Origin of the sequence: Ideonella sp., assembly GCF_036277275.1 — a bacterium.
GTDB lineage: Bacteria > Pseudomonadota > Gammaproteobacteria > Burkholderiales > Burkholderiaceae_C > Ideonella.
In genome coordinates, this window is record NZ_DASUNH010000088.1 from 1 (window position 1) to 26,278 (window position 26,278).

A 26,278-nucleotide genomic window follows, 5' to 3' on the forward strand; every position below is an offset into this window, starting at 1 on the left:
TCGCCGCAGACCAGGCGGTCCATCGGCTTGGGGCTGATCATGTCCTGGATCACCGCGTGGATCGCGGCGCGCTGGTCGGGCGTTTCTTCGAAGCCGAAGCTGGCGGCGAACGCCTCGTAGTCGTGCGGCGAGAAGCGGTGCGCCAGGCCTTCGCGCGCAGCGCGCAGCGCGTAGAGGTTCAGCAATTCGGCGGCGGTGTCGCGCACCTGCTCGGCGGCCTTGCGACGCGCCTTGTCCCACTGGTTCGAGCCCAGCTTGTGCAGCGGCGCCTCTTCGGCGCTGACGCCGGTGTAGCGGCTGATCAGGTGCAGCTGCGACACGGGCACATACAGCGTGGCGTTGTCGGCGTAGGTCAGGTGCAGGAACTCTGATGGGCCGTCGCCGAGGTCGATGTGCAGCAACCCCTGGTAGCGGCCGATGCCGTGGCTGGCGTGCACCACCGGGTCGCCGATCTTCAGCTCCGACAGGTCCTTGATCAGCGCGTCGACGCTGCTGGTCTGTTCCTGCTTGCGGCGTCGGCGTGTGCTGGGCGCGCTGGCGAAGAGCTCGGTCTCGGTGACGAACTGGATCGCCGTGTTGGCCTGCGGCTCATGCCAGAAGAAGCCCGAGGCCAACGGCGCGGCGGTGATCGCGACCTTCTGGTCGCCCGCTTCGAACTCGGCCAGCGTGCCGACGCTGGGCACGTCGATCTTGTGGTCGCGCAGCAGCTCGAGCAGGCTTTCGCGCCGGCCTTCGCTTTCGGCCACCAGCAGTACGCGGTGCGGCGTGGTGTCGAGGTGTTTCTCCAGCGTGGCGAGCGGCTCGGTCGCGCCGCGGTCGGTGGACACATCGGGCAGCGGGCGCGCCCAGTCCACCGGCTCGTTGCCGCGCAGGCTCAGGGCCGCGTGGTGGGCGACCTTGCCGAAGAAATCCTCGATGCGCAGGAACACGGCTTCCGGCGGCAGGATCGGCCGGTCCGGGTCGTGCTGCAGGAAGCGGTGCCGTTCGCGCGTGTCGGCCCAGAAGCGCTGCAACGCGTCGTCGACTTCGCCGTGCAGCGTCAACATCGAGTCGGCCGGGAAGTATTCGAAGATGGTTGCCGGTTCATCGAAGAACAGCGGCAGGTAGTACTCGATGCCCGCGGTGGCTATGCCTTGGGCGATGTCCTTGTAGATGCGCGACTTGGTCGGGTCGCCTTCGAGCTTCTCGCGCCAGCGTTGGCGGAATTTGGTGCGCGCCGCGTCGTCCATCGGGAACTCGCGGCCGGGCAGCAGCCGCACCTCGGGCACGGGGTAGAGGCTGCGCTGCGAGTCGGGGTCGAAGGTGCGGATCGAATCGATCTCGTTGTCGAACAGGTCGACCCGGTAAGGCACCGGCGAGCCCATCGGGAACAGGTCGATCAGCCCGCCGCGCACCGCGTATTCGCCGGGTGAGACGACCTGGCTCACGTGGCTGTAGCCGGCCAGCGTCAACTGGCTCTTGAAGGCGGCTTCGTCGAGCTTGGCCTTCTGCTTGAACTGGAAGGTGGTGCCGGCCAGGAACGACGGCGGGGCGATGCGTGTCAGCGCGGTGGTGGCGGGCAGCAGCACCACGTCGACCTCGCGCTGGTGGATGCGCCACAGCGTGGCCAGCCGCTCGGAGATCAGGTCCTGGTGCGGGCTGAAGGTGTCGTAGGGCAGGGTTTCCCAATCGGGGAACACGGCCACCCGCAGGTCCGGGGCGAAGAACGGCAACTCATCGGCCAGGCGCTGGGCGTCACCAGGCTCCGCGGTGACGATGGCGAGCATGCGTCGCTCGGCCAGCCGCGCCTGGGCCATGCGTGCGAGCAGCAACGCGTCGGCCGAGCCGGTGGGCCGGGGCAGGGTGAATCGTTTGCCGGGGGCGATGTTCGGAAGTTGCATGAGGCCGGAAGGATGAAGCGCCAAAGCAATACACCCCGCGGCGGCTTGACGGAGCCGGCGAGGGGATCGAAGGAGAGCCGCGATTCTAGAATCGCCCCATGATCATTGAAGCCGCCGGCACCATGCCCCGCTGTTATGCATTGGTTCCTTGCGCAGGCGTCGGCGCGCGCTCGGGAGCCGCCGGCCCAAAACAGTACGAGGCGGTGGCCGGGCGGCCGATGGTCGCGCACACGCTGGCCGCGTTGGCGCAGGTGCAGCGGTTGGTGGCCACGTTGGTCGTGCTGTCGCCCGGCGATGCCTTGTTCGACGCAGCGATGCCCGGATTCGCTGGCGAACGTGCTTGGATCGAGTGCTGTGGCGGTGCGACCCGCGCCGAAACGGTGGCCAATGGCTTGGGGGCTTTGCGTGAGCGCGGCGCCCAACCGCATGACTGGGTGTTGGTGCACGATGCGGCGCGTTGCCTGATCCGGCCCGAATGGGTCGACCGGCTGATCGACGAATGCATCGACGACGAGGTGGGTGGCCTGCTCGCGTTGCCGGTAGCCGACACGTTGAAGGCCGCCGGCCGCGACACGCGAGTCGCCGCCACGATTGACCGCAGCGGCAAATGGGCCGCGCAGACGCCGCAGATGTTCCGCCTGGGTTTGCTCGCCCCGGCGCTGGCCCATGCAGGCCCCGGCGTGACCGACGAATCCAGCGCCGTCGAAGCGCTGGGCCACGAGCCCAGGCTGGTGCGCGGCGAATGGGAAAACTTCAAGCTCACCTGGCCGGGTGACTTCCAACTGGCCGAGCGATTGTTGGCCACCAAGGACACATCACGATGACGAATGCCCCTGCAGCTGCGCTGCCTGCCTTGCGGATCGGCGAAGGCTGGGACACCCACGCGCTGGTCGTCGGCCGGCCGCTGGTGTTGGGCGGGCTGACGATTCCGCACAGCCATGGCTTGCTCGGCCATTCAGACGCCGACGCGCTGCTGCATGCCATCACCGACGCGGTGCTGGGCGGCGCGGGCCTGGGCGACATCGGTCGCCACTTCCCGGACACGGCTGCCGAGTTCAAGGGGGCCGACTCTTTCGTGCTGCTGGCCGAAGCGACACGCCGCGTGCGCGAAGCGGGCTGGGCGGTGGTCAATGTCGACTGCACGATCGTCGCGCAGGCGCCGAAGATGGCGCCGCACATCCCGGCGATGTGCCAGCGCATCGCCGAAGCGCTGGGTGTCGCCGTCGATCAGGTCAACGTGAAAGCCAAGACGGCCGAGAAGATGGGGCCGGTGGGCGAGGGCCGCGCGATCGAGGCGCGGGCGGTGTGCCTGCTCGCGAAAACCTGAACGATCCCGGCGATCCCGGCGTGAAGACGATCCGCGATCTCGATGCGTTGCGGCATGTGGAAGGGCACGTCGAGGCGATCATCGTTTGTCGAAACCAACGCGGCCCGTTCGTCGTGCAGATGGAAGTGTTCAGACAACCCCATCGAAGGAGATTGACATGCGATTCGCGGTGATGGTCAAGGCGACCGCCGACAGTGAAGCCGGTGTGATGCCCAGCGAGCAGATGCTGGCCGAAATGGGCCGGTTCAACGAAGAACTGGTGAAAGCCGGGGTGATGCAGGCCGGGGAAGGACTGCACCCCAGCTCGAAAGGCGTTCGGGTGCAGTTCTCCGGCAAGGCTCGCCAGGTCGTCGATGGCCCGTTCGCCGAGACCAAGGAACTGGTCGCCGGTTTCTGGATCTGGAAATGCGCCTCGCTGCAAGAGGCGATCGAGTGGGTCAAGCGCTGCCCGAACCCGATGCCCGGCGACTCGGAAATCGAGATCCGCCAGATCTTCGAAGCCGAAGACTTCGGCGCGGCCATGACACCGGAATTGCGTGAGCAGGAAGAGCGGCTGCGGGCGCAGATCGGCGGCTGAGCTTCGGCCCGCCGGGCACCGCGCAATCGAGATGCCCGGCGACGTTGTGAAGACCTGGATTGTCTGGCCACGTCCATCGCCGGCCGAGGGCTTGCCGCCCATGGCGCGGCGGTCGTCTTCTAGGGCATGCCGCAGTGCGGTCCGGTGGGCGGCGGCGAATTCTCTGCCATGGGGCTGCGCATCTGGTTGGGCGCCCAGGCGGTGGAGCCGGCGCTGAACGACGCGCTGCTCGGCAACTGACGGCGCGCCGTCCACGCGCCGTTGTCCGCGCGGTGTCGGGAGCGCACGCGCCGCCGCCGCATTGGCCCGACGACAGCCGTGCGGCCTGCCTGCGCCCTCAGGCGCGCTTCAGCCGGATGTGGGCGATCAGCCCACCGTCGCGGGCGTTGGCCAGCTCGAGGTTGCCGTCCATGCGCTGCAGCGATTTCTTGACAATCGCCAGGCCCAGGCCGGCACCGGTGGCGGCGGTGCGGGCGGCGTCGCCGCGGAAGAACGGCGTGGTCAGGTGCTCGAGCTTTTCCTGCGCCACGCCCTGGCCATAGTCGCGCACGGTGACGATGATCGAATCACCGATCTGCACGTGTGTCACCTTGACCTTGGTGACGCCGGTTTCCAGCGTGCGGCCGTAGCGGCGGGCGTTTTCGAACAGGTTGGCGAACACGCGGCCGAGTTCGGTGTCGTCGCCCTTGACGATTAGCCCCGGTGTCAGCCGCAGCGAGATGCGGATCTGCGAGGTGTCGCGGAAGGCGGCGGCCTCGCGCACGATCACCTGCGTCAGGTCGACCGGGCCGGTGCGTGAATCGTCCGGCCGCGCATAGTCCATGAACTTGTCGATGATCGCATCGAGCTGGTCGATGTCGGCCGCCATGTTGCGGCGCGCCTCGTCGTCGGCCACGCTGATCTCGGCCTCCAGCCGCAGCCGGGCCAGCGGGGTGCGCAGGTCGTGCGAGATGCCGGCCAGCATCACCGCACGCTGCTCTTCGACCTTGGCCAGCTCGCGCGCCATGCGGTTGAAGCCGATGTTGACCGCGCGGATCTCGCTGGTCATCGTCGATTCGTCGAGCCGTGAGTCGAACTCGCCCTCGCGGATCCGGCTGGCGGCGAACGACAGGTTCTGCAACGGCCGGTTGATCAGCCGCGCGATCGTCACCGAGCCGAGCAGCGTGGCCACCAGCGCGATCGCGACCCAGACGAACCAGGTGCCGGGCGTCAACGGCCTCAGGCGCGCCGATTCGGCCTGCATCCAGTAGGGGTCGCGCTCGATGTTGAAGCCGACCCACAGCGCGTCCACGCCGTTGACGGTGCGCGCGACGATGGTGCTTTCGCCCAGGCGGTTGCGCAGGTCGGTGGCCACCAAGCGCGTGAAACGGTCCGTCTCGAAAGGCTCCCAGCGGTCACCGGGCTCGCGCGGCAGGATCTTGACCGCTTCCTGGTCGCTCATGGTCTTGACCACGGCGATGCGGTTGATGCCATCCGAGAAGCGCAGCGCGGCGCGCGACAGGTTCACCAGGCTGGCGATCTGCTGCGAGGCCTGCACCGCGCGCGGCTCGAACTCGAGCTGGCGCAGCGTCTGCACCCAGGCAAACACCCCCCCGAACAGCAACAGGCCGAGCAGGAAGAAGGTGCGCCAGAACAGATTCAGCGCAAAGGGGGGGCGGTTGATGGGCATTCAGCGAGCTTGGGCCTGCACCTCAGGCCGGTAATCAGCTCGCATTGTCAGTTCTCTATGGATCAATATGGCAAACGCGACGCATGATTCCAACAGAACCCAGCCGCCACCACGGAACCGGCTTTGCCGGGCCGCTGGTGGGCCTGGCAGGCCGCGGTGGGCCAGGAGGCACGGCCCTTCGCCAGGCGTGGAGCATCCCTCGGATGTTCCACGTCCGGGCTCGGCCCCCCTTGAGGGGAGGCGCCGGACGCGCCTCGGGGGTGGGTCAGTTCGTGTCTCCCGGCACGAAGACATAACCGACGCCCCAGACGGTCTGGATGTAGCGGGGGTTGGACGGATCGGGTTCCAGCATCTTGCGCAGGCGCGAAATCTGGACATCCAGGCTGCGGTCGAAGGGCTCGAACTCGCGGCCACGGGCCAACTGCGCCAGCTTGTCACGGCTCAGCGGCTGGCGCGGGTGGCGCACCAGGGCCTTCAGCATCGAGAACTCGCCGGTGGTCAGCGTGATCTGCTCGCCGTCCTTGGTCAGGCGGCGCAGCGACAGGTCGAACTCGAAGGGCCCGAAGTTGACGACCTGCGGGTCCTTGGCCGGAGCGCCGGGCGCTTCCTGGGCCGGGCGACGGCGCAGCACGGCGTGGATGCGGGCCAGCAGCTCGCGCGGGTTGAAGGGCTTGGGCAGGTAGTCGTCGGCACCGACTTCGAGGCCGACGATGCGGTCGACGTCCTCGACCTTGGCCGTTAGCATGATGATGGGGGTGGAATCGTTGGCGGCGCGCAGGCGGCGGCAGATCGACAGGCCGTCTTCGCCGGGCAGCATCAGGTCCAGCACGATCAGGTCGATGGTTTCGCGCGTCTGCAGCCGGTTCAACGCTTTGCTGTCTTCGGCCAGCAGCACCTCGAAACCTTCCTGTGTCAGATAGCGCCGCAGCAGGTCGCGGATGCGGGCATCGTCATCAACGACGACGATGCGGTCCGGGCGGGCATTGCTGGTGGTGCTCATGTCGACTCCTAATTTGTAACAGAGGCATTGTGCAAGCCGAAAACGGGGTTTCCGGGCGGTCTGACCCTCTGTTACAAATGTTGCCCCACCTGCCATCCGGTTGCGTCGGCCGCCGAAGAGGCGCCTATCGTTGAAGGGTCATCATCACTTTCACGCCTGCCATGTCGCTTGTTCATCGCCTTGCCACCCGCCGCTGGGCCGTTCTTTCATTGGCCCTGTCGCCGGTGGTGCTGGCCGCCGCCGAAACGACGGCCCCCGTGGCCACGCCGGTGCAAGGTGTGCTGACGCTCAATGCCACTGCGACCGTCGACGTGCCGCAGGACTGGATGATGCTGACGTTGTCGGTCAACCGCGAGGGCACGGATGCCGGCGCGGTGCAGACCCAGCTGAAGCAGGCTGTGGATGCGGCTGTGGCGGAAGCGCGTCGCGTGGCCAAGCCGGGCCAGGTGGAGATCCAGACGGGCGCGTTCTCGGTGCAGCCGCGCTACAACCAGAAGGGCCAGCTGAACGGCTGGCAGGGCCGGACCGAGCTGACCATCGAGGGCCGCGAGATGGCGACCATCGCCCAGCTCAGTGGCCGCATCAGCTCGATGACCATTGCCCGGGTCGAGTACGGCCTGTCACGAGAGGCCCGCGAGAAGGTCGAGGGCGAAGTGTCGGCCCAGGCGGTCGCACGTTTTCGTGCCCGTGCCGGTGACCTGGCCAAGCAGTTCGGCTACGGCGGTTACGCGATCCGCGAGGTCAATGTGTCGACCGACGGGGCGGTGGTGCCGCCCCCGATGCCCTACGCCCGGGCCGGGATGATGAAAGCCGAATCGGCCGACATGGCGCTGCCGACCGAACCCGGCAAGGGCAGCGTGACGGCCAATGTCAGCGGCAGCGTGCAGATGAAGTAGGCGCATGGCGGTGGCCGCACCCGGCCGCCTGGCTTATTGCGCCACCCAGCCGCCGTCCACGTTGATGGCGGCGCCGCGGATGTTCGACGCAGCCGGCGAACACAGGAACACCCCCAACCCGGCCAGCTCTTCGGGCGTCGTGAACTGCAGCGACGGCTGCTTCTCGGCCAGCAGCTGCTTCTTCGCTTCTTCGACGCTGATATGGGCGGCCGCGGCCCGAGCGTCAACCTGCTTCTGCACCAGCGGAGTCAGCACCCAACCCGGGCAGATCGCATTGACGGTGACGGGCGTGGTGGCCGTTTCGAGCGCCACCGCCTTGGTCAGGCCGATGATGCCGTGCTTGGCGGCGACGTAGGCCGACTTCTGCGCCGAGGCCACCAAGCCGTGGACGGAGGCTATGTTCAGGATGCGGCCGAAGCCACGCGCCTTCATGCCCGGCAATGCGACGCGGATCGCGTGGAAGGCCGAACTGAGGTTGATCGCGATGATGGCGTCCCAGCGCTCGACCGGAAAGTCTTCGATGGGGGCCACATGCTGGATGCCGGCGTTGTTGACCAGGATATCGACCGTGCCGAACTCGGCCTCGCAGGCCTTGATCATGGCCTCGATCTCGGCCGGCTTGCTCATGTCCGCCCCGTGGTAGCTGAGCTTGGCGCTGCCGGTGGCGAACTTCGCGACCTCGGCCTTGGCCGCTTCGGCATCGCCAAAACCATTGAGCATCACGTTCGCGCCCTGCGCGGCCAGCGCCTGGGCCAGCCCTAAGCCGATGCCGCTGGTGGATCCGGTGACGAGCGCGGTCTTTCCGTTGAGCATGAAAATCTCCGGGTGGGGTTGCTACAGTGATTATCAAGAACCTCAGCTTGCAAGAACATGAATACGACGGCTTCCCCCCGCTTCGACAGCGTGCAATGCCTGGACTCGCGGGGCCTGCACCGGATGGCCTGGGTCGAGTGGGGCGACCCGGCAAACCCGAAAGTGCTGGTCTGCGCGCACGGCCTGTCGCGCCAGGGGCGCGACTTCGACACCCTGGCGCAGGTACTGGCCGCCGACTACCGCGTGGTCTGCCCCGATGTCGTGGGCCGCGGCCGGTCGGACTGGCTGGCCGATCCGGCGGGCTACGCGATCCCGACCTATGTGGCCGACATGGTCACGCTGCTGGCGCGGCTGAACGCGCAAGAGCTGCACTGGGTCGGTACGTCGATGGGTGGGTTGATCGGGTTGGGCCTCGCGGCGTTGACGAATTCGCCGATCCGCAAGCTCGTGCTGAACGACGTCGGGCCGAAGATCGAGTTCGACGCACTGGTGCGCATCGGCGAGTACCTGGGCGACCCGGTGCACTGGGACACGCTGGACGAAGCCGCTGATGCGCTGTGGGCGGTGTCGCAGAGCTTCGGCCCGCACACCCGCGAGCAATGGCTGGCGTTGACGCGGCCGCAGCTCGTTCCCGATGACGGCGGCTTCAAGCCGCACTACGACCCGCGGCTGGCCATCCCCTTCAATGCCGTCACGCCGCAGATCGCCGCGGCGGGCGAGGCGATGCTGTGGCAGATGTACGACCAGATCCAATGCCCGACGCTGCTGGTCCGCGGCGCAGAGTCAGACCTGTTGAGCCTCGAGACGGCCACGCAGATGACGCAGCGCGGCCCGCGGGCGCGCCTGCATGAAGTGGCCGGTGTCGGCCACGCGCCGACGTTGGTGCAACCCGACCAGGTCGAGGCGGTGCGTAGTTTCCTGCTGGGGCCATGAAGAGCCAACCCGTTGCGCTGGACGAACCGTCAGCGCCGATCGTGGTGCTGGCCGATGACCTGAGCGCGCCCGAGGCAACGGCCTCTTCGCGCGAAGCCCCCGCTGGTGACTACGGGGCCTCGGCGCTCGAGCGCGCTCGCGCATTTGCCGAGCCCTTGCTGCGTGGGCGCGCGCTGGACACCGGCGAAGATGCCTTCGACCATGCCGAGGGCGTGGCGGCGGTGTTGGGCGCTATCGGTGGAGCACCCGGCTTGCAGGCGGCGGCGTACCTGGTCTATGCGGGCGATTTTCTGCAGCGGCCCGAAGAGGTGGTGTCCAAGGCGTTCGGCGAGTCGTATGCCAGCCTGGTGGCGCTGACGCGCAAGCTGGTGCAGATCCAGCGGGCAGCGCGCGAGGCCCATGTCGAAGAAGAATTCCAGGCCCGCCAGACTGAGCGCGTGCGCAAGATGCTGCTGGCGTTCTCACGTGACCTGCGTGTGGTGCTCTTGCGCCTGGCCTCGCGGCTGCAGACGCTGCGCTACTACGCCGCCTTCAAGCAGCCGTGCCCGCAGGCGCTGGCGGCCGAATCGCAGCAGGTGTTTGCGCCGCTGGCCAACCGGCTCGGCATCTGGCAGATCAAGTGGGAGCTGGAGGACCTGGCCTTCCGCTTTCTGCAGCCCGACGAATACCGCCGCATCGCCAAGCTGTTGGCCGAAAAACGCATCGAGCGCGAAGCCGGTGTCGAGGTCGTGCGCCGTCAGATGGCCGAAGACCTCAACTCGCACGGCGTGGCCGCGTTGGTCTATGGCCGGCCCAAGCACCTGTACAGCATCTGGAAAAAGATGCAGGGCAAGCAGCTCGATTTTGGTGAGGTGCTGGATGTCCGCGCGCTGCGCGTGATCGTGGCCGACGTGCCGGCGTGCTATGCGGCGTTGAGCCGGGTGCACGAGCGCTACACGGCGGTGAGCGGCGAGTTCGACGACTACATCGCCAAGCCCAAGCCCAACGGCTACCGCTCGCTGCACACCGTGGTGCTGGGGGACGACGATCGCCCGATCGAAGTGCAGATCCGCACGCAGGCAATGCACGAGCATGCCGAGTACGGTGTGGCGGCGCATTGGGCCTACAAAGAGGCCGGGGTCAAGGGCTATGCGGGTGTCAGTGCAGCGGGCGAGTTTGAAGAGCGTGTGGCCGAGGCGCGCAAGGCGGTGCTGCGGCAGTTGCTGGCGTGGGAGCGCGGATTTTCTTCCCCGGGCGCGCAGGAGGCGCGCGCAGACACGCTGGTGCCTGAAGGCGAAGCGGCCGGCTTCGACGACCGCATCTACGTGTTCACGCCGCAAGCCACCGTCATCGAGTTGACCGCGGGCGCAACGCCGATCGATTTCGCCTACGCCGTGCACACCGATCTGGGCCACCGTTGCCGTGGCGCCAAGGTCGACGGCGTGATGGTGCCGCTGAACAAGCAGCTTCAGAACGGCCAGACGGTCGAGGTGACGGCCGCCAAGGAGGGCGGCCCGTCACTCGATTGGCTGAACCCCGAGCTTGGCTTTTTGCACAGCCCGCGGTCGCGCTCGAAGGTGCGGGCCTGGTTCAATGCGCAGGCCCACGGCGAGACGATAGCCAAGGGCCGCGAGCTGGTCGAAAAGCTCCTGCAGCGCGAGGGCAAGACGGCGCTGAAGCTGGACGACCTGGCCGAGCGGCTGGGCTTTCGCGACGCGCAGGCGCTGTTCGAGGTGGTCGGCAAGGACGAGTACTCGCTGCGCAACATCGAGACGCTGCTGCGCCCGCCCGAGCCGGCAACCGAGACCGACGAGATGCCGGCGCTGCGCCGCTCTCGCGCCGATGCCACCGGCGCAAAGGGCGGTGTGCTGGTCGTCGGGGTCGAGTCGCTGCTGACCAGCCTGGCGCGCTGCTGCCGGCCGGCGCCGCCCGATGCGATCGGCGGCTTCGTCACGCGCGGCAAGGGCGTGGCCATCCATCGGCGCGATTGCAGCAACTTCCGCCACATGGCCGAGCGCATGCCCGAGCGCGTGATCGCGGTGGAGTGGGGCACCCCGCCGAAAGACCGCGACGCGGCCTACCCGGTGGATGTGTCGATCGAGGCCAGCGACCGCCAGGGTCTGCTGCGCGACATCTCGGAGGTCTTCGCGAAAGAGAAGATGAACGTGACCGGCGTGAAGACGCAATCGGTGCGTGACATCGAGGGCAAGACCGCGTGGATGACCTTCACCGTCGAGGTGGCGGACGCCTCGCGCTTGCGCCAGGTGATGGCGCAAGTCGCTCGCGTGTCGGGCGTGCGCCACGTGCGGCGCAAATAGGCCTGCAGCCAACCGCCAGCCCAGAAGCTGCGCTCGACCGACGGAACTGCCACTGACCACCACGAACTCGTGAGCGGCGTGGCGGCTGCAGACTCCGCGGCATCGCTGGCGCTGTGGGCCGGGACTCTGGTCAAGAGTCCCCAAAAGCTGCTATAGTGCGAGGCTTCGCAGCAGGCGCGTAGCTCAGTTGGTTAGAGCACCACCTTGACATGGTGGGGGTCGTTGGTTCGAATCCAATCGCGCCTACCAGACATCAAAGCCCCTGGTTCCTCGTGGAACCAGGGGCTTTTCGTTTTCGGGTCCAGTTTCCCGGCAGAGCCGGCCGAACCCCCCCAAGGTATCAGCGGCTGGAGGCGGTCTCGACGGGCTTGGCTTCGGCGTCGGCCGGTTCGTCCGAATCGCCTGCATCAGGCTCGGCATTCAGCGGCGTTTGGGTACGGCTCAGCAGCCGGGCCACGAGTTTGTCGCCGACCAGTTGCACACCGCGCTCGAGCCGGCTGCGGATCAGTACGCTGGGGTCGGCGTCGGGCGTCACGGGCACGACGCGGTCGTCGCTCATGGCCAGCATGTCGGCGCGATAGACCACGCGGTTGTCGCTCGTTCTGCGCAGGAACAGCTTGCCTCGCACCCGCAACGCGAAGCCGGGATCGTCGATCGCGCCGCTCATTGCCACGTTCTTGATCGAGACTTCCAGCTTCCATGGCGACGGGTTGTCACCGGTGGCCGCCTCGACAACAGGAACGCCACGCCGCGCCTGGAGGGTCTTGCGAATGCTGGCAGCGAGTAGCTTCTCGCTGTCGACCGCGGCCATCTCGGAAACGACGACTTCGCGCCTGGCCTCGATCACCTCGCGTGATTCGGCATTCGCCTTGTTCGCGATTGCGCTGCCACCTATTCCCAGACCCGTGGCCGCCGGCACGGCGTAGACGAAGCACCATCCGGCTGCCGGTCCCATGGCCGCGCACATCGGAACCGCCCAGGGCAGGATGGTGACCCCTGCGGTGGCGCCGATCGCTGCGCCCTTTCCGACGGCCTTGCCTGCGCCGGTGATGTTGAGCACCGGAATGGGATGGGGTGCCACGGCCGTGACGACGCTGCCGCCGAGGTCCAGCTCCTGGGGCGCTGGTTTGAACACGGCGCAGCCGCTGACGAGGCTGGCTGCGATCAGCGCTCCGGCCAACCGGAATGAGGTGGTGGACATGGATTTCCCTCCTGACATATTGGTTCGGCGATTGTCGTCGCCCGCCCTCCAGATGGAGGGCGCAACCTTTGTGCACTTCGCAACGATGGCAGGCAGTGCCGGATGGCGCCGGGACGCTTGTCGCGCCGGTCTGACGATCGACCGTGCGTCAGCCGGAAAACCTCCGAAAACCTGCGATAGTGCGGGGCTTCGCAGCAGGCGCGTAGCTCAGTTGGTTAGAGCACCACCTTGACATGGTGGGGGTCGTTGGTTCGAATCCAATCGCGCCTACCAGACATGATGGCCCCTGGTTCTTCACGGAACCAGGGGCCTTTTGCTTTCCGGGCGTCGCCAGTGTTGCGGTGCCGCGCGACGGCGACAGGCAGGCATGCGTTGCCGCCGCAGCGCCGTCAGCAGACGGCGGCGGCCTGTCGCCAGCTCACGTCACGATGACCAGTTCCGCTTCGCCTTCGCGGCGCGTCAGGCGCACGCCGATGTCGTGGGCATAGCGGGTGACGGCCAGGTCCATCGTGCTGTTGCCCACCACCAGGTCGCGGATGTACAGATGCTCCAGGAAGGGGGGCAGCACCGGGTTGTGGAACGAGACCCGGTTGTTCACGCCGTCCACTTCCAGGCCCAGGCAGGCCTGCAGGCAGAGCAAGGGGGCCGCGGCGGCCCAGGCTTGCGGCGAGCAAGCTTGTGGATACAGCGTCGGCGTCTCGCCCTTCACACGAGGAAAGCCGCAGAACAGCTCAGGCAGCCGATGCAGGTCGAAGTACATCGATGCGTCGAACAAGCCGGTGAAGATTCGCGAGGCCTGTTCACGCAGGCCGTAGCGGCCCAGGCCTGCCGCCACCAGCGAACAGTCGTGAGGCCAGACCGACCCGTTGTGGTACGACATCGGGTTGAAGCGCGATTCCAGCGCACTGACGGTTCGCACGCCCCAGCCCGAGAAACCGTCTTCGGACATCAAGTGCTCTGCCACGCGTCCGGCACGTTCTTCGCTGACGATGCCGGTGAACAGGCACTGCCCGGCATTCGACGAACGAACGCGGCACGGCTGCTTGCGCGCGTCGAGCGCCATCGCGTAGGTGCCGATGTCCTCGCACCAGTAGGCGTGCTCGAAGCGCTTTCGAAGCTCACGCGCTTGCTGATCGAGCGCGTCGGCGCGCTCGATCCGTCCCAGCGCGCGGGCCAGCCGCGCGGCCGATTGCTTGGCGTCGTAGACATAACCCTGAACCTCGCACAGCGCGATGGGTGCCGTGGCCAATGTGCCGTCGCTGTGAAAGACCGAGTCGTATGAATCCTTCCAACCCTGGTTGGACAAGCCCCGCTCGGTCTGCCGCGCGTATTCGATGAAGCCGTCGCCGTCAGGGTCGCCATAGTGGTCGAGCCAGTCGAGCGCGCGTTCGCAATGCGGCCAAAGTGCCTGGATCGCTTCGAGGTCGCCGGTGCGCGCGTAGTAGGCGCCGGCGAGCATCAGGAACAGCGGTGTTGAATCGGTGGAGCCGTAGTAGCGACCGAACGGCACCTCGCCCATGGCGGCCATTTCGCCGCCTCGCGTCTCATGCAGGATCTTGCCGGGCTGGGCATCTTGCTCGGCGCTCTCGTGGCTGGCCTGGGTCGATGCCAGGAACCAAAGCACGCCGCGGGCGAGGTCCGGTGCGAACCACAGGCTTTGCAGTGCGGTGATGATGCCGTCGCGACCGAACGGGGTGCTGAACCACGGGACACCGGCGTAGGGGTAGCGGCCACGCAGCGTGGCCGTCGCCAGCATGTGCAGATCCGCCAGCGAGCGCGCCATCCATTCGTCGAACTGGGCGTTCGAGGTTGACAGCTTGGGCTCTGCATTGCGCGCCTTGTCCCTTTCGGCGCTCGCTTGCAGCAGCGCTTCGTCGTGCCACTGCGGCCGGGGGCAGGGCTCGCGTTCGGCCGCCGCCGCCGCTTCGTTCCCGGCCGTGGATTCGCAGCCGATCGTCCATTGCAAGGTGGCTTCACTGCGACCCGACAGTTCGATTTCATGCCAGGCCTCGCCGGCGCGAATGGACGAAGGCGGCGGGTCGAACGAAATGCGCGTTCGGCGGTGGCGCCCGTCCAGGCCTTCATACCCCAGCAGGACATGGTTCGACGCGACCTCCGGTGCCAGCAGCCGACCGCGTTGCCGGCGTGCCATGCCACGGGCTTCGAAGATGTCGGCAAAGTCGGCGTCGAAGAAGATGTGCAGCCTGAAGCGGATCGGCTCGGCGCCGTAGTTGTGCAGCCTGACCTGGTCGAACAACGCGCTGCGCCAGAGCACCTGGCTGCGCATCAGGTGAAGCGCACCCTGCGGCAGGGTGTGATCGCCCAAGTCTTCCATGCCGGGGTTCGTCAGGTGCACGCTGAGCAGCGCGTTGTCGTCGGTCACCGCCGAGCTGAGCAGCATCAGCGAACGCGGCGCGTGGCCGAGCACGCTCATCCGCAACCCCAAGCGAGCCAGGAACCGGGTGTCCTGGTGGAACAGGCCGTATTCGGTGGGGCCGCGGGCCTCGGCATCGCCGAACCGGTCCAGCACGACGAAGCTGTCGCCCTGTTTCAGCACCCGGGTGCGCAGGTCCAGACGGCCGGACGCCGAGCTGACGACGTAAGGGTCCTGCTCGTGTTCTTCGGTTTCACGCATCTGAGACCTCGACCTTCTGGCGCGCCATGTTCTGTTCCACCAGGCGTTCGTAGATGGACAAGTAGTTCCGGGCCATGCCTTCGGCGGTGAATCGATGCTCGAAGCGCTGCCGGCAACGCCGTCGGCTGAGCTTGCGGGCTTCTCGGACGGCTTCCACGGCCTCGTCCACGCTGTTGACGACGAACCCCGTCACGCCAGGTTCGATCACTTCAGGGACCGAGCCGCAGTTCCAGGCCACCACCGGCGTGCCGCAGGCCAGCGCCTCGATCATCACGAGGCCGAAAGGCTCGGGCCAGTCGATCGGGAACAGCAAGGCCTCGGCACGGCCCAACAACTCCTGCTTCTCGCTCTCGCCGATCTCGCCGATGAAGTCGACCAGCGGATGGGCCAGCAGCGGCTCGATCCGGTCCCGAAAATACACCTTGTCGGCGTTGTCGACCTTGGCTGCGATGCGCAAAGGGGTTTGCAGCCGCAGCGCGATCTCGATCGCGCGATCGACCCGCTTCTCCGGCGAAATGCGGCCAAGAAAGGCGAGGTAGCCGTCAGTGGCTTGCTGAAGGTGGAACAGGTGGCGCGGCAGGCCGTGGTGAACCGTCGCTTGCCAGCGGCAGCCCGGCAGCGGCTGGCGTTGCGATGCCGAGACGGACACCAGCGGGACATCCCGGTATTCATGCATCAGCGGTGCCAGTTCCGGCAAGTCCAGCCGGCCGTGAAGGGTGGTCAGGTGCGGCAGCGGGTAGCGTCGCACGAACGGGTAGTGCAGCGGGTCGGTGTGGAAATGAGCGATGTCGAATTCGCTGCGCCGTCGGAACACCTGTTCCAGCTCAAGCAAGTGGGGCGCGACGTGGAAGTCGCTGCGCCCATCCAGGCGAAGCGCGCGGGGCCAGCCTGGAACCAGGCGCCCGGTCGTCCGCGAATCACCGCTGGCGAACAGCGTGACCTCGTGACCCAACTCGACCAATGCCTCGGTCAAGTATGAAACCACCCTCTCGGTGCCGCCGTACAGCTTCGGCGGAACACTTTCGAACAAGGGTGCCACCTGGGCGATGCGCATGGCTGTTGTTCCTCCCGCACCGGTGAGACCGACTCGGGCTGAGCGGGCCACTGGCACTGCGCACCATGGGCAAATTTCGTGCGCGAGCCGGCGCGCGGATGTCAGTCGCTGCCGCTGCTTGACCGAAAGTACTTGGCTTCCAGCCGGCTGGCGTTCGTTAGGCCCAGCGCCAGAAGCAATCGATCCCACCAGCCGAGCGGCTGGATCCGTCGATCCGGCAGTGCGAGAACGCAGCCAAGAATGGGGTCTTCGTCGATCGTGGATTCTTGGTATTCACGTGAAAGCGTTGCGTTGTACATCACGGACCTCCTTTGATGCGGGTGGGTCGGCAGATGGGCAGCAAAGCTCAGCGCTGCTGCGCGCAGGTGGGTCTTCCCCGGCGCACCGACCGGCCCAGAAGCCTCAGCCTGAGGCGGCAATATATGCGCCCGCCCGGCTTCGCGGAAGGCAGGTGGGGAAGGGACGGTGACCTGGGCGCAACGATTGCTGGCTGACCGTATTGCACTTTGAGGAACTGCAAGGGTCCTTCTTCGCGACTGGGGCCCAGCCATTCAGCGCGCCGGCACTGCCACCACCTGCAGCCAGACGCTGCGGTTTTCCTGCTCGTCCTTCTTCGGCTCGGTCATGACCGGAAGGTCGTTCGGTCCCAAGGCAGCCAGGAAGACCCGGTTGGCGGCCACGCCGCCCGGACGTATCAGCGCATCGGTCACTGCCGTGGCGCGGCGTTGGGCGAGCCTGGTGTTGTGACGGTCGGTACCGCGGGTGTCGGTGTAGGCGTGCACGAGGACGGCGGTACCGGGATGATCGTTGAGGTAGTCGCGGGTCTTGGCGACCCATTGGCGACCGTTGTCGTTCAACTCGGCGCGGTTGGTGACGAAGTGGACCGGACCGAAGCTGGGATGGGTCGAAGCCGTGAGGCTGGCTCCTCGGTCTGCCGGTTCGTTGACCTCGTTGACCACGATCGATGGGGCGGGTGTGGCGGCATCGGGCCTGTCACCGCCACCGCCCACCATCCAGGCGAAGGTCAGCACGCCGGCCATGGCCACGAACGCGGTGCGAAAGGCTTTGTGCATCGCGCTGGCCACGCGCCGCTGGAAGCGCACGAAGGCCGCCCAGTGGCTGATGCCGTTCAGTGCGTCGTAGTAGCGCTCGTAATCGACCAGGTCGGCGGTGGTCGGTGACGGGGGCAGGGCATTCCACAGTGCGCCGACATAGGCCTCCAGCGCTTCGACGTTGGGGCTGGTGAGCCCGCTCGGCAACAGCACGCCGCGCTGGCCATCGAAGACTTTGCGCAAGTCTTCGACCTCGGCGCGTTCGGTGGCGTCGGCGATGGTGGTGACGTCGAAGCCGTCGCGCAGGACGGTATAGCTCACCAGGTCGGGCTTCAATGTCTGCAGCAGCAGCCACATCGTGTGCGCCAGCAGCCACACCGCGACGACCAGGCCGGTCACGGCCACGAACAGGCGTCCACCCGGAGGCAAGCTGCCCAAACCGGCGAAAGGTGTGCCGGCCAACAGCAAGCTGGCCACGCCGGCGATCGCCGTCAGCAGAACCTTGACGTTGTCGCGCAGGTTCCCCTTCGCGGTCGCATACGGGTCGGGCAGGGCCATCGCGCCGTCCCTTCAGCGACGGACTGGATTGTCTTGCGAGCCGAACTGCAGTCGCACCCCCTCCAGCCCCAGTTGCGGATCGTCGGCCAATTGCTGCAACTGGCTGATGTCCAGCGGCGCCTGCAAGAACGAAGGCTGCACGTTCACGGTCAGGCAACGGCCTGCGCGCGTGGAGCGGGCCACCATGACCTGGACTTGGGCCCGCAAGCTGGCCAATGTCGAGTTCTGCAACTGGGCCAGCGGCAACTCCAGCGCCGGGTCGGTGGACCAATTGGCCGCGAACCAAGGGTAGCGGTTGGGGATGCCGCCTGGGCGACGGGAGACGATGGTCATCACCCCGGGCAGCGGCGGCGGGTAGCCGATCTTCGGCGGCTTGGGCGGTGGCGCGATCGGCGGCGTGGGCGCATGCGGATCGGCCGTGGTGGCGGGCACCGCTGGTGCTGCGGGCACGGCTGGCGATCCAACCGTGCCGGCGGCTTGCGGCGCGGTGGCCAGGGGCCACACCATCGACTCGGTGCCGCAACGAATGAGCAGGTCGCCTTCCGGCGTGTACTCGATCTGAATGCTCATGGCTGCTCCTTGCGCCCGTGCGGGCCGGTGCCGTGACGTGCACATCAGCGCGCAGCTTGCGCCACGGCGGGCGCTGCTGTCCATGCCGATGGTGGCGCGGCGTCATCCGGTTTGCGGATGCGCTGCTACAGCGCGGCGCGGTGCAGGTGCACCAGGCTGTCACAACCTTGCTCGCGGCGCGGGGCAGGAACAGGGTTGACCCGCACGCCGCGCGGCCGACACCGCCGTGGGCCGCTGCACGAGCGGTGGCACGCGCTTTGCGCAAAGACCGGGTGCGCCGCTCCGGCGGCTGCCCAGCTGCCGCTGGGCGCACCCCTTCGTCGCAACAGGAGACAACGACCATGCGCCTTCCCGCCCTCCGCGCCATTTCGTGGGCCGCGCTCGCTTGCGGGTCTGCCGCGGTCAACGCCGCGGTGTCCGACCAGATGATCCAGAACGACCCCAAGAACGGCAAGAACGTGCTGTCCTGGGGCCTGTCGACCGACGGCCAGCGCTATTCGCCGCTGAAGCAGGTGAACACCGGCAACGTGGCCAGGCTGGCGCCGGTGTGGGCGTTCTCGTTCGGTGGCGAGAAGCAGCGTGGGCAAGAAAGCCAGCCGCTGATCTACAACGGCAAGATGTTCGTCACCGCGTCCTACTCGCGCATCTTTGCGCTCGACGCGGCCAGCGGCAAGAAGCTGTGGAAATACGAGCATCGCCTGCCCGACGGCATCATGCCCTGCTGCGACGTGGTCAATCGTGGCGCGGCGCTGTACGACAACCTGGTGATCTTCAGCACGCTCGATGCGCAACTGGTCGCGCTGCACCAGGACACCGGCGAGCTGGTCTGGAAAGAGAAGATCGACGACTACCAGGCTGGTTACTCGAGCACCGCTGCACCGATCATCGCGAACGGCCTGCTGCTGACAGGCGTGTCGGGCGGTGAGTTCGGCGTCGTCGGCCGGGTGGAGGCGCGCGATGCCAAGACCGGCCGGCTCGTGTGGACGCGCCCGACCGTCGAGGGCCACATGGGCTATACGTACGACGCGAACGGCAACAAAGTCGAGAACGGCGTTTCAGGCACGACCAATCAGAGCTGGCCAGGCGACCTGTGGAAGACCGGTGGCGCCGCCACCTGGCTGGGCGGCACTTATGACGCAAAGACCGGCCTGGCCTACTTCGGCACCGGTAACCCGGCGCCATGGAACAGCCACCTGCGCAAGGGCGACAACCTCTTCTCGTGCTCCACGCTCGCCATCGACGTGAAGACCGGCCAGATCAAGTGGCACTACCAGGGCACACCGAACGACGGCTGGGACTTCGACGGCGTCAACGAATTCGTCACCTTCGACGAAGGCGGCAGGCGCCTGGGTGGCAAGGCCGACCGCAACGGCTTCTTCTACGTCATCGACGCGAATTCGGGCCACCTCGAAAACGCCTTCCCCTTCGTCAAGAAGATCACCTGGGCTTCGGGCATCGACCTGAAGACCGGCCGCCCCAACTTCATCGCCGACAACCGGCCCGGCGACCCGACGGCCGGCGACGGCAAGAAAGGCGCGTCGGTGTTCTCGGCACCCTCCTTCCTGGGGGGCAAGAACCAGATGCCGATGGCGTACTCGCCCGACACCAAGCTGTTCTACGTGCCGGCCAACGAGTGGGGCATGGAAATCTGGAACGAGCCCATCGCCTACAAGAAGGGTGCGGCGTACCTGGGCGCGGGGTTCACGATCCGCACGATCAACGACGACTACATCGGCGCACTGCGGGCCGTGGATCCGAAGACCGGCAAGATCGTCTGGGAGGTGAAGAACAACGCGCCGCTGTGGGGAGGCGTGTTGACGACCGGCGGCAACCTCGTTTTCTGGGGCACGCCCGAGGGCTACCTGAAGGCCGCCGATGCGAAGACCGGCAAGGTCGTCTGGGAATACCAGACCGGCTCAGGCGTGGTCGCGCCCCCGGTTACCTGGGAGCAGAACGGTGCGCAGTACATCGGCGTGGTGTCGGGTTGGGGCGGTGCGGTGCCGCTGTGGGGAGGCGATGTCGCCAAGAAGGTGAACTACCTCGAGCAGGGCGGCATGGTCTGGGTGTTCAAGCTGTCGAAGTAATCCCAAGTTGTGCAAGGGGCGGCTCGGTGGCCGCCCCATTTTTTTGTCGGAGGTTTTCATGACCAACCCACTGACCCGACGCCGCATGGTCATCCGCATTGCCTGTGCCGGCGTGGCGTTGACAGGTGCTGCCGCCAGGGCAGCCCCCGCACGCGTCGACGAGGCCGATGAGGGTGCGGTAGCGCTCGGCTACCGCCACGACACCAGGCAGGTCGATGGCAAGAAATTCGCGACCCATTCGCCCGAGCAACGCTGCGCCAACTGCAGCTTCTGGCAGGGCCAGCCGGGCGACGCCTGGGCCGGGTGCTCGATGTTCGGCCGCAAGCAGATTGCGGCGAGTGGGTGGTGCGCCGCCTGGCGCAGACCGTGAGCCCCCACGATCCCATCCTGTCAATGCGCGCAGCCAGGGTTGGCTGTGCCAGTTCAGGCCGCTTCGATGCCGGGCGTGCCAGGCTGGGTATCACAGGTGTCCCGCCGTCTTCATTTGGAACAAGCGCGTGCATGTTTTCCCTGAGCGATAGGTCGGTGGGGCCGCTGGTGTGTCGTGGCATGTGCTTTGCAAAACAAGCCACCAATCACTGCGCACCAATCGCATCCACCGACTCCCAGGAGATTCAGAGATGAGGAGACAGAGCTTTCATACGGCCTGCGCGGCTGCGGCCCTGGCCACCGGCCTGATGGCCTGTGCCGTCGCCATGGCGCACGGCGACGTGACACCGCAGGCGGTGGACACGCACGAACTGCCCAGCCTGGGCGAGGGCTGGCGCGAGCAGAACCCGTTTCGCGAGCCAGGCGCCGGCCAGGACGTGGCGGTGCGCATCGGCACCTCGGCCTTCAACCAGAACTGCGCACGTTGCCATGGGCTGGAGGCGATCTCCGGTGGCATCGCGCCCGACCTGCGCCGGCTCGACAACGACTGCAGCATCTTGAAAGACGCGGCGAAGAAGGCGGCTTGCGTGGCCGAGAACGACCAGTACTTCCTGAGCACCGTGCGACTTGGCCGCGCTCGCAATGGTGCGGTCTACATGCCGCCGTTCGAGGGCACGCTGAACCAAGAGGCCATCTGGGCCATCAAGGCTTATCTGGAGACGCGTCGTGAAAAGCCGATGTGAACCGGGTCGCCGCGCGCTGCTGGCCCTGGCCGGCGCCGCGATGCTGCCGAGTGGGGGCCGCGCACAGGGTGGCAGCCTGGCGCGCATCCGTGAGCGCGGCAGCCTCCTGGTCGGGCTGTACCAGGAGATGCCACCGTTCCACGCGAACGGCCGAGGTATCGACGTGGAGGTGGGGCGCGCGCTGGCCCAGGCGATGGGCCTGAAGTTCAGCCCGATGCCGTTCCAGGCCGGCGAGAACATGAGCGATGACCTGCGCAACATGGTGTGGAAAGGTCATTACCTGGGCTGGGGGCCGGCGGATGTGCTGCTGCACGTGCCGATGGAGCGGGCGCTGATACAGGCCAATCCGCAGGTGTCGGTGTTTGCGCCTTACTACCGGGAGCGGGTGATGCTGGCCGTGCACCGCGAGCAGGTCGGCAGAATCGAGAATCTGGCCGAGCTGGAGGGCCGCCCCGTGGCCGTGGCGGGCCAGTCGATGGCCGGTTGGCTGCTGGCCGGTGCGTTGACATCGGGCCTGCGCACGGCGTTTGCCGACGGCGTGGGCGCTGCTCGGGCCTTGCGCGATGGGCAGGCCCATGCGGCAGCAGGCCTGGCGTCTGAACTGGAAAGCGTGTTGGATGGCGACAAGCGCTTCGGGCTGCAACCCATGCCTTCGCCACGCGTGCCGCCCGCCGGCTGGGCGGTGGGATGCGCCATCCGGCAAGACGCCGCCGAACTGGCCGTCGCCCTGCGAGAGGCGATGCAGTCGCTGCAGGCCAGCGGGCGTTTGCAGGCCCTGTTTGCCGAGCAGCATGTGAGCTGGCATCTTTGAACGCCACGGTGACCGACTGCATTTCATCGACCGGACGACAACGACATGACACGAGACAAACCTCCCTTCGCGCTGAGTGGCCTGCCCGCGTTGCTGCTCGCCGTACTGCCCTGGTCGGCGCGCGCGCAGGTGGCCGATGCGCCTGCGACCGCTTCCACCGTGGTCGTGGTCGGCACGCGCCTGGCCGAACAGCCATTCGATGTGCCCGCGTCGGTGGACCGCATCGGCAGCGATCAGATCCGCGACAACCGGCTGCAGGTCAACATCTCTGAAAGCCTGGGGCCGGTGCCGGGCCTGCTGGCGCGCGACCGGCAGAACTACGCGCAGGACGTGCAGGTCTCGGTGCGTGGCTTCGGCGCGCGTTCGACCTTCGGCATCCGAGGCGTGCGCATGTATGTCGACGGCATTCCCGCCACCTTGCCCGACGGGCAGGGCCAGCTCTCGCATGCCGACCTGGGTTCGGCCCAGCGGATCGAGATTCTGCGCGGGCCGTTCTCGGCGCTGTACGGCAATTCGTCGGGCGGCGTGATCGAGGTGACGACCCAAGAGGGCAGTGGCGCGCCGGCGCTGAGCACGGGCCTGGCCGCTGGCAGCGATGGCGTGATGCGGACCAACCTGCAAGCGCTGGGCGGCGCGGGTGGCATCGGCTATGCGGTGAACCTCAGCCACTTCGAGACCGACGGCTACCGCGAGCACAGCGCCGCGCGGCGCGAGCTGGGCAACCTGAAGCTGACCTGGCGGCCTTTCGACGGCGACAAGCTGACGGTGATCGCCAACAGCGTCTCGCTGCCCGAGGCGCAAGACCCGCTGGGCCTGACCCGCGACCAGTACGACACCGATCCACGCAGCGTGGACCCGGTGGCGCTCAGCTTCAACACGCGCAAGCGGGTTGACCAGAGCCAGCTGGGCGCGACCTACGAGCATGCGATGGCCGGCAACCAGCGGCTGCAAGCGATGGTGTACGGTGGCAGCCGCCACACCGAGCAGTTCCAGGCCATCCCGACCGCGCCGCAAGGAAGCCCCACGCACCCGGGCGGGGTGATCGACCTGACCCGCGACTACCAAGGCGGCGATCTGCGCTGGACGTTGGACGAACGACGCGCGGCGATGCCCTATGCGCTGGTTGCCGGTGTGTCATACGACGTGCTCGACGAACACCGCCGCGGCTACGAAAACTTCGTCGGCGACGTGCTGGGCGTGAAGGGCAGCCTGCGGCGCGACGAGAGCAACCGCAGCACGGCGTTCGACCAGTACCTGCAGGCCACGCTGCGGCCCAGCCCGATGTGGCGGCTGGACGCCGGCGTTCGCCACAGCGAGGTCAAGGTGCGCAGCCGCGATCACTTCGTCAGCGGCCCGAACGGCGACGACAGCGGCAGCACCTCGTTCAGCGCGACGACGCCGGTGTTGTCGGTGATGCTCCTCGCCAGCGAATCGCTTCACCTGTACCTGTCGGCCGGGCGTGGCTTCGAGACACCGACGCTCAACGAGTTGGCCTATCGCAGCGATGGCTCGGCGGGCGTGAACACCACGCTGAAGCCGGCCCGCAGCGACAACGTGGAGCTGGGCGCCAAGTGGCGCATTGGCGAGACGCAGCAACTGAACCTGGCCGTGTTCGCAGTGCGCACCGACGACGAGATCGTCACCCAGACCAATCTCGGCGGTCGGGCCAGCTTCCAGAACGCCGGCAAGACCCGGCGTGACGGCGTCGAGCTGGGTTGGCGTGCGAGCTTCGTCGGCGACTGGAAGGCCAGCGTCGCACTGACTTGGCTGGACGCTCGCTACGACGATAGCTTCACCACCTGCACCGCGCCGCCCTGCGCGACACCTACATTGGTAATCCCGGCCGGAAACCGCCTGCCGGGTGTGGCGCGCAGCTCGGCCTACGCCGCGTTGCAATGGGCGCCGGCCGAAGGCTGGAACGCCGGTGCCGAACTGCGGGCCTTGAGCCGCGTGCCGGTCAATGACCTGAACAACGACGCCGCCGCCGGCTTTGCGATCGCCAGCGCCAGCGTCGGCTACCGCGTGCGCCGCGGCGCCTGGGGCCTCGGCGGTTTCGTGCGCGCCGACAACCTGTTCGACAAGCGCTACGCCGGCTCGGTGATCGTCAACGAGGGCAATGGCCGTTTCTTCGAGCCGGCACCGGGACGCACCTGGCTGGCCGGCTTGAGCGCCAGCTACAGCTTCTAGGAGAGTGCGATGAGAACGGCGCCCAAGAAACGAAGGGCTGATCCCGAGTTTCTTGCTCCCCCTCGGGGGGCGGGTCGGGCGATGCCCGAACCTCGGGGCGGTCAATACGGCCGGGTGGCGATGCTGCTGCATTGGGCGATCGGCCTGGCGCTGCTGGCCCAGATCGTGTTCGGCTTTGCGCTGGACACGCTGGCACCACGCGGCACGCCTGCACGCGGTGCCGTGATCAACCTGCACAAGTCGATTGGCCTGCTGTTGCTGGCGCTGGTGCTGGTGCGCCTGGCCTGGCGCGTGGCCCACCGTCCGCCGGCCTGGCCGCGCAGCCTGTCGCCCAGCACCCGGCGCAGTGCCACCTGGGGTCACCGCGCGCTGTACGCCTGCATGCTGCTGATGCCTTTGTCGGGCTATGTCGCGTCCAATTTCAGCCAGCACGGCGTCAGGTTTTTCGGCACGCCGCTGTCGCCTTGGGGCCCGAACCTGCCGGCTGTCTACGCCTTCTTCAATGGCCTGCATGTTGCTTCGGGGTGGGTCTTCAGTGGCTTGATCGCTGGACATGTGCTTGTGTCGTTGCGACATGCGCTGCGGCGTGACGGCGTGTTCCAGCGCATGTGGCCCGCTGCATTGACGGCCGGCGCCGTGATGATCGCGGCCGGCAGCGCACAGGCCGCACCCTTTGCCTACGTGCCGAACGAAGGATCAGGCTCGTTGAGTGTGATCGACATTGCCAGCGACCGGGTCGTGGCCGAGATCGCGGTGGGCAAGAAGCCGCGCGGCACGGTGGTCAGCCCCGACGGCCGCCATGCCTACGTCAGCGACCAGCCCGAGAACCGGTTGGTGATCGTCGACCTCGCCAAGCGTCAGGCCAGCGGAACGGTGGCGTTGGGCGAGTCGCCCGAGGGTGTGGGCATCTCGCCGGATGGGCGCTGGGTGGTCGCGGCGGCAGAAGAGAGCAACGACGTGGTGTTCGTCGACACCCAAACGCAGGCCAAGGCGTTCGTGGTCAAGGTCAGTGGCAAGAATCCGGAACATGCGGTGTTCTCGCCCGACGGGCGCTGGGTGTTCGTCAGCGCCGAAGAGGGCGAGGCGGTCAACGTGATCGACGTGGCCAGGCGGGCCGAGGTGGCGCGCATTCCAGTCGGCGCGCGCCCCCGCGGCATCGGCTTCTCGCCCGATGGGGGGCGGGCTTACGTGGCCGCCGAGAACTCGGACGAGGTCTACGTGATCGACACACGCCGCCTGGAGGTGACGGCGCGGCTGAAGGCCGGCTCGCGCAGCAACGGCATCGCGGTGCACCCGAACGGGCAGTGGGTCTACGTCTCCAACGGCGGCGCGGCGTCGGTGTCGGTCATCGATGCACGCACGCTCGACACGGTGGCCACGGTGCTGGTGGGCCAGCGGCCGTGGAACATGGCCCTGTCGCCCGACGGGACCAGGCTCTATGTCGCCTGCGGCCGCTCGGGCAGCGTGGTGGTGATCGACGCGCTGCGGCACACGCGCTTGGCCGAGATCCCGGTCGGCAAGCTGCCATGGGGGGTGGCGATTCGATGACCCCGGCGTGATCGTCGGCGAGGCCGTTGCGCTGACTTGGGGGGGTGACGCCAGTTGCTGTGATGTCAGCGGAT

General features: G+C 67.3%; 23 protein-coding genes and 2 tRNA genes. 15 read left to right on the plus strand and 10 right to left on the minus strand.

Annotated features, from left to right (window positions below; translation table 11 throughout):
* Positions 1–1,880 (minus strand): CarD family transcriptional regulator (locus tag VFY73_RS15290; RefSeq protein ID WP_329720217.1); only part of this gene is annotated, 1,880 nt, incomplete at its 3' end.
* A 98-nt stretch (positions 1,881–1,978) separates the two neighbouring features.
* Here VFY73_RS15290 and ispD point away from each other — a divergent pair.
* The 4 genes from ispD to VFY73_RS15310 are packed head-to-tail and all read left to right on the plus strand — an operon-like array spanning position 1,979 to position 3,784.
* Complete coding sequence (gene ispD / locus VFY73_RS15295; RefSeq protein ID WP_329720219.1) at positions 1,979–2,704, plus strand: 2-C-methyl-D-erythritol 4-phosphate cytidylyltransferase; 726 nt, start codon at positions 1,979–1,981, stop codon at positions 2,702–2,704.
* Positions 2,701–3,207 carry a 2-C-methyl-D-erythritol 2,4-cyclodiphosphate synthase gene (gene ispF, locus VFY73_RS15300; protein WP_329720221.1) on the plus strand — a complete coding sequence of 169 codons (507 nt, stop codon included), beginning with the start codon at positions 2,701–2,703 and terminating at the stop codon, positions 3,205–3,207. Before ispD ends, ispF begins: the two co-directional genes overlap by 4 nt.
* Positions 3,186–3,380, plus strand: coding sequence for a hypothetical protein (locus tag VFY73_RS15305; protein ID WP_329720223.1), 195 nt, complete (start codon positions 3,186–3,188; stop codon positions 3,378–3,380). Before ispF ends, VFY73_RS15305 begins: the two co-directional genes overlap by 22 nt.
* Entirely contained in the window at positions 3,365–3,784 is a 420-nt protein-coding gene (locus VFY73_RS15310; RefSeq protein WP_329720225.1) for a YciI family protein, read from the plus strand. Before VFY73_RS15305 ends, VFY73_RS15310 begins: the two co-directional genes overlap by 16 nt.
* 337 nt (positions 3,785–4,121) lie before the next feature.
* Here VFY73_RS15310 and VFY73_RS15315 read toward each other — a convergent pair whose 3' ends face one another.
* Together VFY73_RS15315 and ompR are read right to left on the minus strand one after the other, a co-directional pair.
* Positions 4,122–5,453 (minus strand): sensor histidine kinase, encoded by a 1,332-nt coding sequence (locus tag VFY73_RS15315; RefSeq protein ID WP_329720227.1) that lies wholly within the window; start codon positions 5,451–5,453, stop codon positions 4,122–4,124.
* Positions 5,454–5,718: 265 nt separating this feature from the next.
* Complete coding sequence (gene ompR / locus VFY73_RS15320) at positions 5,719–6,453, minus strand: two-component system response regulator OmpR (RefSeq protein ID WP_329720229.1); 735 nt, start codon at positions 6,451–6,453, stop codon at positions 5,719–5,721.
* Between the two features lie 161 nt (positions 6,454–6,614).
* Between ompR and VFY73_RS15325 the strand changes: the two genes are divergently transcribed.
* Positions 6,615–7,349, plus strand: a complete 735-nt coding sequence (locus tag VFY73_RS15325; RefSeq protein ID WP_329720231.1) for an SIMPL domain-containing protein — start codon at positions 6,615–6,617, stop codon at positions 7,347–7,349.
* 33 nt (positions 7,350–7,382) lie between these two features.
* On the opposite strand, the gene VFY73_RS15330 is transcribed toward VFY73_RS15325, so the two are convergent.
* Positions 7,383–8,162, minus strand: a complete 780-nt coding sequence (locus VFY73_RS15330; protein ID WP_329720233.1) for a 3-hydroxybutyrate dehydrogenase — start codon at positions 8,160–8,162, stop codon at positions 7,383–7,385.
* A 57-nt stretch (positions 8,163–8,219) separates the two neighbouring features.
* On the opposite strand from VFY73_RS15330, the gene VFY73_RS15335 reads away from it, so the two are divergent.
* From VFY73_RS15335 to VFY73_RS15345, 3 genes are all read left to right on the plus strand, one after another.
* Complete coding sequence (locus VFY73_RS15335) at positions 8,220–9,095, plus strand: alpha/beta hydrolase (protein ID WP_329720235.1); 876 nt, start codon at positions 8,220–8,222, stop codon at positions 9,093–9,095.
* A complete protein-coding gene (locus tag VFY73_RS15340; RefSeq protein ID WP_329720237.1) occupies positions 9,092–11,392 on the plus strand; it encodes a bifunctional (p)ppGpp synthetase/guanosine-3',5'-bis(diphosphate) 3'-pyrophosphohydrolase in 2,301 nt (766 codons plus the stop codon). The genes VFY73_RS15335 and VFY73_RS15340 overlap by 4 nt, the downstream gene beginning before the upstream one ends.
* Before the next feature lie 172 nt (positions 11,393–11,564).
* Positions 11,565–11,641, plus strand: a tRNA-Val gene (locus tag VFY73_RS15345).
* A gap of 91 nt (positions 11,642–11,732) precedes the next feature.
* Here VFY73_RS15345 and VFY73_RS15350 read toward each other — a convergent pair.
* Positions 11,733–12,593 (minus strand): hypothetical protein, encoded by an 861-nt coding sequence (locus VFY73_RS15350; RefSeq protein ID WP_329720238.1) that lies wholly within the window; start codon positions 12,591–12,593, stop codon positions 11,733–11,735.
* A gap of 196 nt (positions 12,594–12,789) precedes the next feature.
* Here VFY73_RS15350 and VFY73_RS15355 point away from each other — a divergent pair.
* A tRNA-Val gene (locus tag VFY73_RS15355) sits at positions 12,790–12,866 on the plus strand.
* Between the two features lie 145 nt (positions 12,867–13,011).
* Here the strand turns inward: VFY73_RS15355 and VFY73_RS15360 are convergent.
* From VFY73_RS15360 to VFY73_RS15380, 5 genes are all read right to left on the minus strand, one after another.
* Positions 13,012–15,228, minus strand: coding sequence for an amylo-alpha-1,6-glucosidase (locus VFY73_RS15360; RefSeq protein WP_329720240.1), 2,217 nt, complete (start codon positions 15,226–15,228; stop codon positions 13,012–13,014).
* Entirely contained in the window at positions 15,221–16,282 is a 1,062-nt protein-coding gene (locus VFY73_RS15365) for a glycosyltransferase family 4 protein (protein ID WP_329720242.1), read from the minus strand. Before VFY73_RS15365 ends, VFY73_RS15360 begins: the two co-directional genes overlap by 8 nt.
* 101 nt (positions 16,283–16,383) lie before the next feature.
* Positions 16,384–16,581, minus strand: coding sequence for a hypothetical protein (locus tag VFY73_RS15370; protein WP_329720244.1), 198 nt, complete (start codon positions 16,579–16,581; stop codon positions 16,384–16,386).
* Between the two features lie 252 nt (positions 16,582–16,833).
* A complete protein-coding gene (locus tag VFY73_RS15375; RefSeq protein WP_329720246.1) occupies positions 16,834–17,892 on the minus strand; it encodes an OmpA family protein in 1,059 nt (352 codons plus the stop codon).
* A 12-nt stretch (positions 17,893–17,904) separates the two neighbouring features.
* Positions 17,905–18,462, minus strand: coding sequence for a hypothetical protein (locus VFY73_RS15380; RefSeq protein ID WP_329720248.1), 558 nt, complete (start codon positions 18,460–18,462; stop codon positions 17,905–17,907).
* A gap of 341 nt (positions 18,463–18,803) precedes the next feature.
* On the opposite strand from VFY73_RS15380, the gene VFY73_RS15385 reads away from it, so the two are divergent.
* From VFY73_RS15385 to VFY73_RS15410, 6 genes are all read left to right on the plus strand, one after another.
* Positions 18,804–20,546, plus strand: coding sequence for a PQQ-dependent methanol/ethanol family dehydrogenase (locus VFY73_RS15385; protein ID WP_329720250.1), 1,743 nt, complete (start codon positions 18,804–18,806; stop codon positions 20,544–20,546).
* Positions 20,547–20,604: 58 nt separating this feature from the next.
* Positions 20,605–20,916, plus strand: coding sequence for a high-potential iron-sulfur protein (locus VFY73_RS15390; protein WP_329720252.1), 312 nt, complete (start codon positions 20,605–20,607; stop codon positions 20,914–20,916).
* 250 nt (positions 20,917–21,166) lie between these two features.
* Entirely contained in the window at positions 21,167–21,658 is a 492-nt protein-coding gene (pedF, locus tag VFY73_RS15395) for a cytochrome c-550 PedF (protein ID WP_414654468.1), read from the plus strand.
* The gene (locus tag VFY73_RS15400; RefSeq protein WP_329720254.1) at positions 21,642–22,469 is read left to right on the plus strand and encodes a transporter substrate-binding domain-containing protein; all 828 of its coding nucleotides are present in this window, start codon (positions 21,642–21,644) and stop codon (positions 22,467–22,469) included. The genes pedF and VFY73_RS15400 overlap by 17 nt, the downstream gene beginning before the upstream one ends.
* A 45-nt stretch (positions 22,470–22,514) precedes the next feature.
* Complete coding sequence (locus VFY73_RS15405) at positions 22,515–24,656, plus strand: TonB-dependent receptor (RefSeq protein WP_329720256.1); 2,142 nt, start codon at positions 22,515–22,517, stop codon at positions 24,654–24,656.
* Between the two features lie 81 nt (positions 24,657–24,737).
* The gene (locus VFY73_RS15410) at positions 24,738–26,204 is read left to right on the plus strand and encodes a cytochrome b/b6 domain-containing protein (protein WP_329720258.1); all 1,467 of its coding nucleotides are present in this window, start codon (positions 24,738–24,740) and stop codon (positions 26,202–26,204) included.
* Positions 26,205–26,278 lie beyond the last annotated feature (74 nt).

Bases quoted from the DNA above. Each gene is read 5' to 3' on its own strand.
- VFY73_RS15325 (WP_329720231.1), top strand. From the start codon at position 6,615: ATGTCGCTTGTTCATCGCCTTGCCACCCGCCGCTGGGCCGTTCTTTCA.
- VFY73_RS15410 (WP_329720258.1), top strand. From the start codon at position 24,738: ATGCCCGAACCTCGGGGCGGTCAATACGGCCGGGTGGCGATGCTGCTG.
- ispD (WP_329720219.1), top strand. From the start codon at position 1,979: ATGATCATTGAAGCCGCCGGCACCATGCCCCGCTGTTATGCATTGGTT.
- VFY73_RS15340 (WP_329720237.1), top strand. From the start codon at position 9,092: ATGAAGAGCCAACCCGTTGCGCTGGACGAACCGTCAGCGCCGATCGTG.
- VFY73_RS15370 (WP_329720244.1), bottom strand. From the start codon at position 16,581: ATGTACAACGCAACGCTTTCACGTGAATACCAAGAATCCACGATCGAC.
- VFY73_RS15350 (WP_329720238.1), bottom strand. From the start codon at position 12,593: ATGTCCACCACCTCATTCCGGTTGGCCGGAGCGCTGATCGCAGCCAGC.
- VFY73_RS15375 (WP_329720246.1), bottom strand. From the start codon at position 17,892: ATGGCCCTGCCCGACCCGTATGCGACCGCGAAGGGGAACCTGCGCGAC.
- VFY73_RS15380 (WP_329720248.1), bottom strand. From the start codon at position 18,462: ATGAGCATTCAGATCGAGTACACGCCGGAAGGCGACCTGCTCATTCGT.
- VFY73_RS15385 (WP_329720250.1), top strand. From the start codon at position 18,804: ATGCGCCTTCCCGCCCTCCGCGCCATTTCGTGGGCCGCGCTCGCTTGC.
- VFY73_RS15360 (WP_329720240.1), bottom strand. From the start codon at position 15,228: ATGCGTGAAACCGAAGAACACGAGCAGGACCCTTACGTCGTCAGCTCG.
- pedF (WP_414654468.1), top strand. From the start codon at position 21,167: ATGAGGAGACAGAGCTTTCATACGGCCTGCGCGGCTGCGGCCCTGGCC.
- VFY73_RS15315 (WP_329720227.1), bottom strand. From the start codon at position 5,453: ATGCCCATCAACCGCCCCCCCTTTGCGCTGAATCTGTTCTGGCGCACC.
- ispF (WP_329720221.1), top strand. From the start codon at position 2,701: ATGACGAATGCCCCTGCAGCTGCGCTGCCTGCCTTGCGGATCGGCGAA.
- VFY73_RS15310 (WP_329720225.1), top strand. From the start codon at position 3,365: ATGCGATTCGCGGTGATGGTCAAGGCGACCGCCGACAGTGAAGCCGGT.
- VFY73_RS15390 (WP_329720252.1), top strand. From the start codon at position 20,605: ATGACCAACCCACTGACCCGACGCCGCATGGTCATCCGCATTGCCTGT.
- VFY73_RS15405 (WP_329720256.1), top strand. From the start codon at position 22,515: ATGACACGAGACAAACCTCCCTTCGCGCTGAGTGGCCTGCCCGCGTTG.
- VFY73_RS15335 (WP_329720235.1), top strand. From the start codon at position 8,220: ATGAATACGACGGCTTCCCCCCGCTTCGACAGCGTGCAATGCCTGGAC.
- VFY73_RS15365 (WP_329720242.1), bottom strand. From the start codon at position 16,282: ATGCGCATCGCCCAGGTGGCACCCTTGTTCGAAAGTGTTCCGCCGAAG.
- VFY73_RS15330 (WP_329720233.1), bottom strand. From the start codon at position 8,162: ATGCTCAACGGAAAGACCGCGCTCGTCACCGGATCCACCAGCGGCATC.
- ompR (WP_329720229.1), bottom strand. From the start codon at position 6,453: ATGAGCACCACCAGCAATGCCCGCCCGGACCGCATCGTCGTCGTTGAT.